The following is a 14,704-nucleotide window of genomic DNA, read 5'->3' on the forward strand; positions in this document are numbered from 1 at the left end:
CTCTACCTAGACAACTAATAGCTATTTATGCCTACTACCACCTGGAATCGTCATCACGTTCTCTCGCTAGCTGACTTTACTGCTGCTGAATACGATACTGTTTTGCAAACAGCTGCCAGTTTTCAGGAAGTGCTATCACGGCGGACAAAGAAAGTACCAACCTTGCAGGGACATGTGGTGGCGAATTTATTTTTTGAACCATCTACCCGCACTCGCAGCAGTTTTGAACTTGCTGCGAAACGCTTGAGTGCAGATATATTGAATTTCGCCGCAGCCACTTCTTCTATGACTAAAGGAGAAACAATTCTTGACACGGCGAAAACTTATTTGGCCATGGGAACTGATATCATGGTCATTCGCCATAAAGAAGCCGGAGTACCAAATGCGATCGCAGCTGAAATGGATCGTTTAGGTGTAAGAGTTAGCGTCCTCAATGCTGGCGATGGTCAACATGAACATCCTTCCCAAGCACTCCTGGATTTATTTACCATCTGTACGCTCATCGACCCAGCCCATCCCCGACTGGAACTGTTAAAAGGTAAAAAAATTGCCATTGTTGGGGATATTTTGCATTCTCGTGTAGCGCGATCAAATATTTGGAGTTTAACAGCCAGCGGTGCCCAAGTGCATCTGGCCGCACCACCTACCCTTTTACCCAAGTTATTTGCCCAGTATATCTTTGAGGAGTCAGAAGGGGCGCAAGACCTTACAAAGGTACAAAAGTCAGAAAACACCAATCAAGAGTTTATTATCTCCTCATCCCCCTCATCCCCCTCATCCCCCTCATCTCCCACTTCCCACTCGCAAAATCGCCAACTATTTCTGCATTGGCATCTAGAACCAGCCTTGCAAGATGCTGATTTCGTCATGACTTTGCGTCTGCAAAAAGAACGTATGACTGCTCATTTGCTGCCCAGTTTGCGAGAATATCATCACATGTTTGGTATTACACGCACAAAGCTGCAACTGTGCAAGCCTAACGTCAAAGTTTTGCATCCAGGCCCAGTTAACCGTGGTGTTGAAATTAGCTCTGAGTTGATGGATGATCCCGAATTTAGTCTCATTCAATCACAAGTTACCAGTGGCGTCGCCGTTCGCATGGCATTGTTGTATTTATTGGGTAGCGGCAAGACTTCAGCAATTCAAAATTAAAAATTCAAAATCAAACAGGAGCCTCTAAAGAATTAGCAAATCAAAAAATATCCTACTACAGTTATGTGTTGCTGAAAGTTATAACGAATTAAATTTGACAGGACTTATATCATATGCGGTTGAATACTTGTCATTGCAAACGAAGTGAAGCAATGGCAGAGACCTTGTGATTGCTTCGTCTACTTCGTTGCGCTCGTAATGACTTATTATAAGTAATTTGCCGGACATAATATAGCTGTCGCCAGTAGTGTTAGGACATCAACAAATGATAAAACCTAGACACAAAAAGACTTTTCACCCAGTCCCCAGTCACCAGTCCCCAGTCCCCAGCTATATTACGCAATTGTCAGATTTGTTTGCAAAAACTGGCCAAAGTTAAAAGTCAAAAGTCAAGGTTTTTGGACTTTTGACTTTTGACACTTGACTCTTATCAAGGAGATATGTACCAGTTGCGTAAGTCCTGTTTAAAATTGAAATTTACTTAATCAGCCTCAGATTTATTCTGATAGGCAGATTGTTTTAATGTTCTTACTATAGCTCAGGGAAGAATACTTCAACTTCTCATCAAAAATCAATTCTCCCGCTCGCATGAGGACAGAATTCTGGAATTTGAGACAATGGTATTGTAGAAATTTAGTAGTTCATAACTTCTGAAAATAACAGAGGTAAAGAAACTATGAAACCAATATTTATGACCACAGCAGCTTTACTCAGTAGCCTCTCTCTAGCTGTTCCTAATTCTGTAAAAGCTGAAAACTTAACTCCTGTCAGGCGCTTGCTAGAAACTAGAGAATGTATTGGATGTAATTTAACAGGCGTAAACCTCAAAGGCACTCACCTAATAGGTGTTGATTTGAGGAATGCAAATTTAAAAGGTGCTAATTTAGAAGGTGCTAATTTAGAAGGTGCAGATTTAACAGGTGCTAATTTAGAAGGTGCTAATTTAACAGAAGCCTTTGCCAGTGGGACTAGCTTTAATAATGCTAACCTGACGAATGCGGATTTAAGCGAAGCCAATTTACATGATGCTCAAGTAGATGGTGCCGTGATGATTGGAACTAATTTAAATGGTGCTGATGGATTTGATATCAATCTCGGTATCGGAGGCGGAGAATGAGAGTTATGAGTTATGAGTTAAAAACTAAAAACTCCTGTAGGGGCGGGTTTAGCAAGCCTATCTTCTGACTAATTGAGTTTCTTACAAAACCCGCCCTTACAACTCCCAACTCCTACTTATTAAACTTTATTCACCAGTGATTGATAGCTCATCAACCCAGACATTGGGAGCTACTCCGCCTGGTGTTAACTCGACCTCTTTTTCTACATAAATAATTGACTTCAACAGTTCCAAGAAATCGCCAGCAACTGTTGCTGACTCAATACTCGTCCTGACACCTTTGTTGATTATCCAACCATCGAAAGGCAGAGAAAAAGAGCCTTGTAAAGATTTCACCCCGGCATGAAGAGCGCGTAAATTATCGATAAAAATCACATTTTCAGCAGTTTCTAAACTCAATTCTTGCTCAGGGCTTGCTGCTGCAAAAACGTGGAAAAAATTAGGACTGACACTGACTTTTGCACCAATACTAGCATTACCTGTTGGCTTGGCATTCATTCTTTTAGCAGTCCCAGCACTATGGAGAAAGCCGGTTAAAACGCCATTTTCAATCAGCGACACCTGACGAGTAGGAGTTCCTTCTCCATCAAAACTTTCTGCCGCAACATTTTCTGGGTGCAGGGCATCATCATAAACTGAAAGTAAAGGAGAAGCAATTTGCTTACCTAAATCATCAGGATTAGATAGGCTTTGTTTGTCCAAAATATTTTGAGCATTGAACAAATTAGAAAAAGCACCCAACAAACTTAAAAAAGCCTCTGGTGAGAAAACAACTCGATATTTACCAGTCTTGATTTTCTCATAATTCAAGTGGCTGATAGTTTTATCGGCAGTTTCTTTGATGCAACCATCAATGTCTAGATTCTCTAAACTGCGGTTGATTCTTAAAGCACCTGCACTGCGGGGTTTTTTCCCTTCTTCCTCGGTTTTGCTGTAGAGATAAACTGATGCTAAGGAGTGAGATTCTGTTCGCACTGCACCATCGCTATTGAGGTAAAACCTGTCAATATCTCTTTGTGCCAAGCCATTATAAGGCACTCCTTGAATTGCCGGATGAGCCGCTAGTATTTCCTTTTCGGCAAGAAGTAATCTTTCTATGAGAACAGAAACAGGTGCTTGTGTAGCTTTATCATGAAGTGTATTGGCAATAGGAATAGTAGCCTCTGGACTAAAATCAGGGACATTTTCTTTAACACCAAAAAAACTAGCTTCATAAGCTGTTTTTAAAGCTAATTCTAGTCCTTTGGGATCTACATCTGTCGTACTGGTGACACCCATTGTATTGTCTTCATTCCAGACGCGAACAGTAACAACAGAGCGATTTGAAGCTTTGACTTGTTTTGGCTCACCTTGATCTACTTGCACGGTAGTTTCATCTACTGTTGAGCCATAAATATCGAACTTATTAATGCCAAGCTTGTCTGCATTATCCTTGGCATAATTTGCAATTTCATTAATACTCGCCATAATCAATTTTGGATTTTGGATTTTAGATTTTGGATTTAAATCAAGTCATTTTGGGATTAGATTTTGGATTTTGGATATTATTGCGTGTAATTTTCTTGTATGGTTATGGTTGAGAAAAAGCCATAGCTATAATCTTGAACAATCATGCCTAACCAATACTGTTGCTCATTCACAATCCAAAATCCAAAATTTCAAATCCAAAATACTTATCGTCCACCTACGGTTATCGAATCAACCTTGATGTGGGGTTGTCCTACTGTGGTGTAGATACTGCCACTCACAGAACCACAAAAACCAGGGGCAAGTTCCAAATCTTGGGAACACATGGAAATTTTATTCATAATTTCCTTGGCTTCACCGATGAGGATGGCTCCCTTTAGTGGTTTGGTAATTTTGCCATTTTCAATTAAATAAGCTTCATCGACACTAAAGTTAAATTGGCCTGTAGCACCAACGCTACCACCACCCATCTTTTTACAGTAAATACCTTTATCAACAGAGGCAAATAAATCTTCAGTTGTATATTCGCCAGGAGCAATATAAGTATTACGCATCCTACTAGCAGCAGCATAGACATAATTCTGACGCCGGCCGCTTCCAGTTCTGGGGTGTCCGGTGCGCGAAGAACCTGTTCTATCTGCTAAGAAGTTTTTGAGAACGCCTTTTTCAATTAATAGGGTTCTTTGAGCAGGCATACCTTCGTCATCCATATCAATTGTACCGAAGGCATTTTCACTCCGCCCTTCATCCCAAGCTGTCAAACTTTCATGGGCAATTTTTTCGCCTTTTTTATCAGCAAAGGGAGTGGTATTGCGTTCAATTTGAGTAGTTTCCAGCAGATGCCCACAGGCTTCGTGGAAAATAACGCCACCAAAATGATTTGCCATGATGATGGGATAAGTGCCTGATTCTACGTAATCTGCATACAGCATTTTACCAGCGGATTCTGCTATATGCTCGGCGGCTTGTTGGTAATCCCAGGTTCTCAAGAAGTTGGCATCACTGGTATTACCAGCACGTTCACCAATGGAGGCACGATTTGCACCATCAGCACACAAAAGGTTAAATCCTACTGACTGGGTGAGGCGAATGTCACGAGCAAAAGTGCCATCGCTAGCGGCGACTAACACTTCTTGCCAATCCCGGAAATAAGTAGCGCGGCGCGATTGGATGTGGCGAGCTTTTTGCTTGAGCTTGGCAGTACCATCTAGGAGGACTTCTCCCATTTCCCGAATTGAGCTACACAAAGGTAGCCATCCATCTTTGCCGCGTTTTGTAGCGTAGTCCCTGAATAATTCCAGATTAATTTCTGGTATAAAAGCATTAGGTGCTGGTAGATTTAATCCCAGGATGGAAAGACCTTTTTCTAAGGCAGCTTTCAAACCTGAGAATGAAAGGTCATTGGTACTGACATAGCAATCGGCTTTGCCGCGAAATACCCTAACTCCCGCACCTGTGCCTAGACTTGGTGTAATACTGGTGATTTCGTCATCTTCTGCACCACAATTAATGTAATTGCGACGTTCTAAGAAAAATTCGATGAAGTCTGCACCCGCTGCGCGTCCTAGTCCTAAGAGGGTAGCCAGGGGGGCTTCCCAAGTTTCATCGAATTGCTCCGTTGTAGATGAATATTGCAGGGTGGGGAGTTGGTTTGAGAGAAGTAGCGTACTTGTAAGCATGAATAGCCTCGTCTGCTGGCGTTATCAGAGATTTGCCTGAAAAATCCTGGTGTCATCAGTCTAACAAATCGGTGAAAGCCGCAGTTGGCATATAGGCAGTAGGGGTTTCCTCACCCTTACAAGGTCTATATTTTTGGTCTATATTTTTTAAATATACTTAAAGTAGCGTTTTAAGTTTAAGAATGGTTTCTCATACACAATATAACTTACATATGCAGTCAAGTAAGTTAAGGAGAAGGAAAGCACTCAAGGTATAAAACAGCGATCGCCCACACTTCATCAATGAGATTTTCCCAGCCTCAACGCCAAAGCAGAGAATCCGACAAGACAAGAGAATAAACCTACTACCCAACCCCGCCAAACTGTCAAAAGATTCACCGTTGCTGCTGCGGGAAAATGTCCTTTGGGTGCATCAGTGTCGAAGCTGAGATCCGAGTAGAATAGCCAATTTTGATTCACACGCCAGCCGACGCGATCGCAAAACTTGCACCATGTTTCATAATCAGCATCAGTTTGACCGCCGACACTTTCCCAAATTTGCTTTTGGACACTAAAACCAAAGCGTCCATTACTGAACTTTAGCCAAAGTTGGTCAATGGTATAAAGGTCGGTTTCTGGAAACTGGTTAATAGCTTCAATATTCAGCCAGCCTTGTTTTTCTCGACCAGCAATCTTCAACATCACAGCGAGAGTTTCTCGATCTGCTTGTTTCCACTCACCAGCTGCTAGCAAATCGTGCAAAGGCTTGTAGTCAATTCCCCGTTCTGAATTGAGGTCATTGATTGCAATGTCTGGTCTTGCTAAGGTTGATTTTTGTTGATGTTTGGCAGTTGGTATACGCCCTAGCCCCAAACTCTGGTTGCAGCTGCGCCCGTCAAGATTCGAGTGTAGGGCATACTTCCTGTTTTCATGCAGAGGTGAACCATTCAAAGAAGGTATTTGAGGTGTTAGCTGTTTTTGAGTTGCACAAGCTTCCACCCGCAACTGAGCGATTCTTTCAATTTCTTTGACTGCATCTATATCTGAACTAGAAGCCGCAGCATTTACCCGAATCCATAATTGCTCTGCTAATTCTAGATTCTGACTAACTTCAGCTTGCACAGCATCTATTTGTAGCTTGCTGATATCATGCTTAGTTGCATGTTTAGGTGCGAGAATCAAGCGGGACTTGATCGGCTCAGCTATGATATGAGGTGTTTGTCGAGCCTTCTGATAGTGGTATGCAAGTTGCGGTACTCGAAAACCGAGATACTGATTCAGCCGCTCAACAGTGGCACATTGTCCCTGAGTACCTAAGCCTTCTAGTAGCGCATGGGTAAAGACACCTTTTTGTAATGCGTCAATTTCATAGGAATATTCATCTGGACTACAGGATAGGATACTGATAACTCCAGTTTGACGTGCTATTGTTTGTGTGTGTCGCCCAATTCCTTCTCCACTGTTCTTGTGCTGCCGGCGACAAGCATCTAAAATCAGGACGATATTATCAGCTCCACAACGGTTGAGGCATTCGGTGAGATCACTAATGGAAATAGCTGTGTTTTCTATGTCCTCTGGATCTCCATCAGAAGGCATGAGGTAATCTTGGTTAGCGTCTACCATCCCATAACCGCTAAAGAAAAACCAAAAGTTATCTCCGGCCTCCATAAAGGGTTTTGCAAATAACTGCTGTAACAGTCGCAGCAAGTTAGCACGGTAAGGACGAGTGGGTTCGCTACCAAGATCCGGTGATTCATCAGAAAACCAGAAAACCCGATCAAAACCTGCTTCGTTGCGAAAAAACTCTTGGATTAACTTTGCATCCCGCTTGGCATACTTTAGCGGTTGTAGGAAGTCGTACTGATTAATACCAATCGCCAACGCCCAGTTTTTTACCATCTCAGTTTTTATTGCTTTTGTAACTTGAGTTTGATATTTATACGCACTTGTATAAGGAATTTCCGGTGAAAGCAGATCAAAATTAACAGGACTTACGCAACTGGCACACATATTTTCTGCGATGGCAGTCAATAGTCAAGAGTCAAGGGTCAAAAAACCTTGATTTTTGGACTGTTGAACGCCAGTTCGTTCAAGTCGGTCAACCCTTTCGGCAATCGCTCATGGGGGGAACCCCCAAGACCGCGTTGCCTCACCACACGACTGGCTCCTTTTGACCTAGTACAACCCACACGAGAAAAATATGACAATGCGCGTAAGTCCTAATTAACAATCAAGGTTCCATAAATTTTAGGATCTATAAAGTTCATAATATGTATTTTAAAATACATATTATGATTGCGGTCTAAATAATTGCGCGGAGGAGTATAGACTAAGAAAATAGTGGACGAGACAGACTAGCCCTCAAGCTGGCTCCGGTACGCCCTGTAAAAATCCATACTACAGAGCGTCCAAAATCACGAAAGATACGAATCATGGATTCTCTGGGGTAGGAAGAGGAGATGGGAACAGGAGTAAAAGTAATACCATGACTACCTAGAACGATAGTGGCTATTGCTTTGGCTCTGGGCATGTGGAAATCAGAGGTAATCAGGTACAGGTGCTGAATCTGACGTTGTTTAAAATCTGAAACGAGGGTTGTAAAGTTAGTAACGGTGTCAGTAGCACGGTAGTCAAGGTGAAGGCGATCGCTTGGAGTACCCGCAGTTTTGAAAATGGCTTGGATTTCCTCTGGAGGGTTACCACTGGAAATCCAAATATCCAACGAGGGATGTATTTGAGCAAATTGGGCAGTGAATTTTTCTCGATATGGGCTACCACCGAGGGTGACAATAGCTTGGGGTTGTGGGGCTTGGTAGGAAGCGATCGCTAATCGAATGGGTATGAATAACAGCAGGATCAGCATAAAACCTGCTAGAGCAAAAATCCAATACTGTCTCACAAGATGAAATACTTTCATCAACAGACTCACTGATTTGCTAGTTCTTGATTTCTGACTCTATTTTGCCGTGCGCGATCGCTCTTTCCTGATGACTAATACTAAGAGTGAAAAAAGCAAGCTACAAATTCAAAAATTACGAATTGGTAGAAGATGAGGTTTTAATATCCTTGCGTTCTACATAATAAGAACCCAACACCAAAGCATCCATGTGTGTTCTCAAAAAGCACTGAATGGCTTCTTTTGGCGTTCTGACGATGGGTTCATTTTCATTGAGGGAGGTATTCAAGATAATGGGAACACCAGTACGTTGGGCAAAAGTATTAATCAAGTCCCAATAGAGAGGATTAGTTTGACGACTGACAGTTTGTAAGCGGCCAGTACCATCAACATGGGTGACAGCAGGAATTTGTTCTCTTTTTTCTGGGCGAATTTTAAACACCTTTTCCATGAATGGTGTTGGTGCATCAATCTCAAAGTATTCACCTACGTGTTCTTCGAGAATGCTGGGAGCGAAGGGACGGAACTTTTCCCTAAATTTAATTTTGAGGTTGATAATATCGCGCATATCAACACGGCGCGGATCGGCAATCAGGGATCTGTTGCCTAAAGCTCTAGCAGCAAATTCCATTCTGCCTTGAAACCAACCAACTACTTTACCTTCACAAAGGGCATCAACAACTTGGTGTAATAGTGCTTCTCGGTCTAGATGTTTCGGTTGCAAATCGTGGGATTGCAATGATAGCAAGCATTCTTCATCAGAAAACTCTGAACCCCAGTATGCATGGTTCAAAACAAACTGACGTGGTTGCTTGAGGACATGATTCCAAACAAAGAAAGCTGCCCCAATTGATGTACCATTGTCAGCTGCCCCCACCGGGATATAGATATTTTTGAAGGGAGTATTTTGAGTAATCTTACCATTAGCAACGGAATTCATTGCCACACCACCCGCCAAGCAGAGATTTTCACTTTGAACGCGATCGCTTAGCCGGTTAAGTAGATGAAAAATAATTTCTTCTGTCACCGCTTGCACAGAACTAGCAATGTTCTGATGCTTGGGGGTAACTTCTGAGTAGGGTTGTCGTGCTGGCCCCAATAATTTTTCTAATTCTGGGCTGTGGAAAGGTTCAACAATGGGCGCTCCATTATCCCACTTCATGGCAATGCCTTGTTCGTGGTGAGTGAAGTAATCAAGGTTCAACTCAAAACTATCACCCTTGGGATAAATAATTTTGCGGAAGGCTTCTAAATATTCTGGTTCTCCATAAGGTGCCAATCCCATGACTTTATATTCATCTCCATAGGCAGGAAAACCCAAATAAAGAGTAATGGCATTGTAAAGATAACCGATGGAGTGAGGATAGTGAGTGCGAGAGAAATACTCTAGATGGTTGCCTTCACCAGCAGCAGCAAGGGTACTCACAAAGTCTCCCATGCCATCCACGGATAAGATCGCCGCTTTTTCAAAAGGGGAAACAAAGAAGGCACTGGCTAGGTGAGTGGTGTGGTGTTCCAGTGAATGGATGGTGGCTTTGATATCTTGCACTTGACAGTAGCAGGCTTCTGCTAACTGCTGCTGGAGGCTGGCGGATTTACTTTGTTTGTTAAATCTATCTAGAAGCGACGATAGCGAGGGACGTTGTTGCAGGGTGAACAGGAGTTTACGATTCAGGTTAGCTTTGGGGTTAAAGGATACAGCTACGTGATCCAAGTCTGCGGCACTAATACCACCAACTTTCAGGCAATAGCGGATAGATTCTGCGGGAAATCCAGCCCAATGTTTGACTCTATTAAACCGTTCTTCTTCAACTGCGGCAACCAGCTGACCGTTTTGGATCAAGCTAGCAGAGGCGTCACCGTGGTAAGCATTGATTCCGAGAATATTCATATGATTAAGACTGAGTTTAGTAACCTGAAATATTTAAATTGCTCTGATAATTAAGGGTGGGGAATATTGGTGAGGGTGAGCAGCGCCCGCAACCTAGCAGTTATAGCATGGTTTTATTTGGATTCAGCATCACCCTCTATATAATTATTTGACTCCAAGTAAAGCGACATGGCCTGCCGTTCTGTAGGGATTTATTCCTCCATTGCTGGTATTTAAGAGATGGACACTCTTGCAACAACGTTTAATTTGCTTGTAATGATTGAAAACTGAATAAGAGTAGGTTAGTCCATCGCCTTCTAAGATAGTGTACCCCTTACCTTTAGTTTTAATGAAGTCGGCAAAGCCCCATAAACCGAAAGCATTTATTAGCTGTTTGATCAACCTGGACGATGGTGAACCTTGTCCAAAGTTATTAGAATCTGATATAAATATTGCTTTTTTAGCAACCCGCAACATTTCGGATACTGCTGTTTCTGACCTTCTGATATGGTGTAATACTCCAAATTCACACACCAGATCAAACTGCCCGTCATCGAACTCAATCTGGGTAGCATCACCACTAGTTAGTTCGTCATCAGATAAACCATTAGAATATCCTATTTCTCTTAATTCTTTGACTGGTTCTATACCAATTATCTGAATATTAGGTCGTTTGTTCTTAATGTAACTTAATGCTCGTCCTGTTCCTGAGCCAACATCCAGAATAGACTGAATCTCCAGATAATCCAAGGCTGCCACCATAAAACCTAATGCCAAAAAATGTTCATCCTTCGAGCTGACGTGTACTTGATTGTATTCATCGGCTGTTTCAGCGTAGTAGCGTCGCTGCAATTCGATTTCTTGTTGTTCTTGCAAATTCATAGGTTATTAACCGTTTAATTAATGCATTTTTACTATTTGAACCAATCTGATTTTTGTATTTTCACATATCTATCTTTTGAATTTTCTCATACTCAAATAGCCTGATTGCCAACAGAATTTCTGCTAAAACCCGCTGAAGTGCATAGTACCAACCATGCCAACCATCAAGAATACCGCCTTTGAGAATCAGGCAATAAATTAAGATGATCAAGGGAGCGAGGATTTTTTGTTTACGAATGCGATCGCTAAAACTAAGTTCACTTTCTGGTGTTTCTATTATCTTTTTAGCTTCAATCACCATGTAGCGATCCTGTGCCCACAACCACCGGCTTAGGGGTTTGCGATCGTCATGATGAATATAAGCAGATAGCGTACTCGATTTACCCTCTACGCAAACCCTATGGGCATGTCCATCATCTTTGTAAATCGCTTTTTGTTTTTTATAGAGTACCTTTCGGGGGGGAAGTAGAGTTCCACGCAAAGGTTTACCAAAGATACAATACTTGAATCTGACACTGTAACTGTCTACATCAGACTCTGTTGGCAGTGTTTTTATTTCATTAATTAGCTCATCAGTTAAGACATAATCAGCATCTAGAGAAAGCACCCATTCAGATGCAATTTTTCCTAAACCATAATTACACTGTGATGCAAAAGAATCAAATTTTCTTTGAAAAACTTGTATTTGTGAATAGGAGTGTAAAATCTCTAAAGTTTCATCGGTGCTGAAGCTGTCAATTACTACAATTGACTTTGCCCAGGTGAGACTCTCCAGGGTGCGACGAATATTTGGAGCTTCGTTGTAAGTAAGAATCAATGGAGTTATGTCTGACGGTAACATAAGATGTTTTATAGTTAAATAATATTAAAATTTATTTTATATAAATCTTGACAAATCAAGATAATGGTGTGAGTTTAAGGAAGCAACTTGATGTTATTGCAATACGGTTCGGATAAGTTTTTGAGAGATGAGCACAGAGGAAATAACTTATACAATAACTCTTCCCTGGTTGCCTCAAGAAATAGCTTTCTTAAGCGAACTGTATTAGATGCTATTGGACAACAGCAGCTACAGCCACACCAGGAGTGAAAAGAACGAGAATACTTACATCTAGTGCCTCTGGCAGCAATAGACCAAAGTTTTTGGTGTAGGATGTTAGGGTAAATAGATCTCAAACTAACCCTACTCAATTACCGAAATTTTAAATAGATTCTATTGACGTAGGAATCGAATTGATTGCCATCTGAATATGATCTTAAGGGAACTTTAGGCCCAAATGGTAATGGAAACAAGGTGTAAGTCACTGCTACAATCAACCGATGCTTATTTTTAGGAACCAGAGAACGGTGGAGTACGTAGCTATTCTCAAGCCAAGCAAAGCCTGCCTCACCAGTAAGTTTTATTAAGTTATCTTTGATAGGGAAATCAGGATTATTAATGTCTAAATCTCTGGTTTTAGGTGGCAGTAACCATGTGTGGGATTTTTTAATATATGCATGGGGGCCAGAATCTTCATCGACATCAGTTAAATAGATAAACAACTTAATTTCTGACCAATCATCCACGTCTCTATGAAATTCTCCGGGATGTGTAAAATATCGTTCATTTGAATTTGCGTGAGCATCAAAGCCAGACAATAACCACCAGATGTGTATCATAGAAATTGTGGGCTTTGCTCCAAATATCTCCTCAATTATGGTTAAAATTCTTTGATTATTAGCCAGTTCTAATACATGGGGAATGTTAATTGTGTCTTCAAGTTTATAATAGGCATGAATACAGGATTTAGGAGCGAATCCTGGGGCGATAAATGTCTCTCTTCCTGGTCTTTGACGATCTGTGCATAACTTTGTGGACAAGTATAACTTGATATCTTGAATTTGAGTTTTTGTCACAAAGTTTTCCAAGACTAGCAACCCATTTTGTTTCAAAGATTGAAGATCTTTTTGGATTTCATTATTTATTTTACGATTTGTAGTTTTGGGAAGTATGTAGGAGAAGAAACTTCCTACCAATTTCCGATATTTGGGATTCAAAATTAGCATTTGAAAATAGTATAAAGTCCATTTGTAATCAGTCAAAGCTTGTTTGATTAATCGGACGTATCTGGCTATTTTCGTTTCCATTGCTAGAAATTTTTTGGCAAAAATTAAAAAATACTGAAATATATATCTAGCAATTTGATTACATAATCATGAAATCAAGTTACTAGACATACACTACATTACCATAATTTGTGCTTGATATCTAGCTAGTATTTATTGGATATGAACACTGCAATATATGCTTAATAGCAAGTTATTATGTATCTATTTTATACATTTTATGATGTACTGCTTGCTGCACTATGAAATAGGTTTTCAAATTGGAAATAATTAGGATTTCAAAAGAATAGTTTGATAAATGTCAACCATTTTGGCTGCTATTTTGTCCCAAGTATATTGTTCTAAAATTATTTGACGAGCGCGATCGCCCATATCTTGAGCTTGTTGAGGATGAGTGAGATGCTGTTCAATGGCTTGGGCGATCGCTACCACATCGAGTTCGGGAACGTAACCTAGTTGGTTTTCCCGAACAACGGCAGCTAAAGCCACACCAGGAGTCACAACGACGGGAACCCCCACAGCCAAAGCCTCTAGAACTGCAATGCCAAAGTTTTCAGCGTAGGATGTCAAAGCAAATAAATCTGAGCCTTGCATAAACAGGTTTTTGGTTTCTCCAGCCACAAATCCCACAAAATGAGTGCGATCGCGAATGCCACTTGAAACTGCAAGAGACTCAATTTCCGCTTCGTATTCCTTAGTACCACTGCCTGCTACTACAAAGGTGAAACGGTAATCTGTAAGTTTACCTAAAGCGCGAATCAGATAGTCTAGTCCTTTTTTGGGATGCAGACGGGATAAAAATAAAATTACAGGTTCATCTGCTGGAATCTTAAGATGTTGCCGGAGTTGATCGCGAGCATTAGGGATAGGAGAAGGAATAGAGAGTCCGTGGGGTAGGACAAAACTAGGAACATCCAGCGCTAAACGAGAAACTTCTTGCTGTTCTTGAAAAGAAGTCAGGTGAAGCGCCCGACTAGACTTGAGGTTAGCCCGTTCGATCAAGTTGAGATAAATTTGTTTTTTGTAAGCACTTTGCTGAAGTGACCATTCGCAAAGTTGTCCCAATGGTCGAATAATGTAGGGAATACTTTGAAGACGAGCGATCGCCATTGCCGCTGTTGAAGCATAGGAAAAAATAGCGTGGATATGTAGTAAGTCATAATTGGAAACATGTTGCCACAACCAAGCAGTTAGCTGACTAGAAAAAGCAAATTCTCTGATAGAGTGAACTTGGGGAGAAAAACGCGAAAAAAACCGAATTGGAACTTGCTGATATTCTATACATTTGCCAAGAGGTACATCGAGTAAATCATTGCCATTATCATTAGTAGTGGCAATTTCACTTGCAATACCTGTCTTTCGTAAGGCTTTAACTGTTTCTAGAACTGCTTGACTAGGGCCACCTCGTACTGACGCAACTGAAGGAATAATGTGTAGGACTTTCATGTGTATCCAAAACTTTGGCGTTTTGAAAAAATAGCTTACCAAGGTCATTATCTTTGTTTTATCATTCTGGAGAGATAAATAAAACAAATCTTGGTTATAACCACATAATA

The 14,704-nt window shown here is 41.1% G+C and carries 11 protein-coding genes; 2 read left to right on the forward strand and 9 right to left on the reverse strand.

Features of this window, described 5'->3' with window-relative positions; translation table 11 throughout:
• Nucleotides 1–27: 27 nt before the first annotated feature.
• Nucleotides 28–1,152: an aspartate carbamoyltransferase catalytic subunit gene (locus tag I8748_RS02305; RefSeq protein WP_198123051.1), complete on the forward strand. Its 1,125-nt coding sequence runs from the start codon at nucleotides 28–30 to the stop codon at nucleotides 1,150–1,152.
• Nucleotides 1,153–1,828: 676 nt separating this feature from the next.
• Nucleotides 1,829–2,269 (forward strand): pentapeptide repeat-containing protein, encoded by a 441-nt coding sequence (locus I8748_RS02310; protein ID WP_198123052.1) that lies wholly within the window; start codon nucleotides 1,829–1,831, stop codon nucleotides 2,267–2,269.
• Between the two features lie 126 nt (nucleotides 2,270–2,395).
• On the opposite strand, the gene I8748_RS02315 is transcribed toward I8748_RS02310, so the two are convergent.
• The 9 genes from I8748_RS02315 to I8748_RS02355 all read right to left on the reverse strand — a co-directional run bounded on the left by I8748_RS02315 (nucleotide 2,396) and on the right by I8748_RS02355 (nucleotide 14,594).
• A complete protein-coding gene (locus I8748_RS02315; protein WP_198123053.1) occupies nucleotides 2,396–3,736 on the reverse strand; it encodes a TldD/PmbA family protein in 1,341 nt (446 codons plus the stop codon).
• Nucleotides 3,737–3,942: 206 nt separating this feature from the next.
• Nucleotides 3,943–5,415, reverse strand: a complete 1,473-nt coding sequence (locus I8748_RS02320; protein WP_198123054.1) for a TldD/PmbA family protein — start codon at nucleotides 5,413–5,415, stop codon at nucleotides 3,943–3,945.
• A gap of 279 nt (nucleotides 5,416–5,694) precedes the next feature.
• Nucleotides 5,695–7,293 carry a GUN4 domain-containing protein gene (locus I8748_RS02325; RefSeq protein ID WP_198123055.1) on the reverse strand — a complete coding sequence of 533 codons (1,599 nt, stop codon included), beginning with the start codon at nucleotides 7,291–7,293 and terminating at the stop codon, nucleotides 5,695–5,697.
• 430 nt (nucleotides 7,294–7,723) lie between these two features.
• Nucleotides 7,724–8,311, reverse strand: a complete 588-nt coding sequence (locus I8748_RS02330) for a YdcF family protein (RefSeq protein ID WP_198123056.1) — start codon at nucleotides 8,309–8,311, stop codon at nucleotides 7,724–7,726.
• Nucleotides 8,312–8,426: 115 nt separating this feature from the next.
• Nucleotides 8,427–10,181, reverse strand: a complete 1,755-nt coding sequence (locus I8748_RS02335; protein ID WP_198123057.1) for a carbamoyltransferase family protein — start codon at nucleotides 10,179–10,181, stop codon at nucleotides 8,427–8,429.
• 144 nt (nucleotides 10,182–10,325) lie between these two features.
• Nucleotides 10,326–11,042, reverse strand: coding sequence for a class I SAM-dependent methyltransferase (locus I8748_RS02340; protein WP_198123058.1), 717 nt, complete (start codon nucleotides 11,040–11,042; stop codon nucleotides 10,326–10,328).
• 61 nt (nucleotides 11,043–11,103) lie between these two features.
• Complete coding sequence (locus tag I8748_RS02345; protein ID WP_198123059.1) at nucleotides 11,104–11,883, reverse strand: glycosyltransferase family 2 protein; 780 nt, start codon at nucleotides 11,881–11,883, stop codon at nucleotides 11,104–11,106.
• A gap of 350 nt (nucleotides 11,884–12,233) precedes the next feature.
• On the reverse strand, nucleotides 12,234–13,169 hold the full coding sequence (locus tag I8748_RS02350; protein ID WP_214662387.1) for a phytanoyl-CoA dioxygenase family protein: 936 nt from the start codon (nucleotides 13,167–13,169) through the stop codon (nucleotides 12,234–12,236).
• A 249-nt stretch (nucleotides 13,170–13,418) separates the two neighbouring features.
• Nucleotides 13,419–14,594, reverse strand: a complete 1,176-nt coding sequence (locus I8748_RS02355; protein ID WP_198123061.1) for a glycosyltransferase — start codon at nucleotides 14,592–14,594, stop codon at nucleotides 13,419–13,421.
• Between the last annotated feature and the right edge of the window lie 110 nt (nucleotides 14,595–14,704).

The organism is Amazonocrinis nigriterrae CENA67 (genome assembly GCF_016056305.1).
GTDB lineage: Bacteria > Cyanobacteriota > Cyanobacteriia > Cyanobacteriales > Nostocaceae > Amazonocrinis > Amazonocrinis nigriterrae.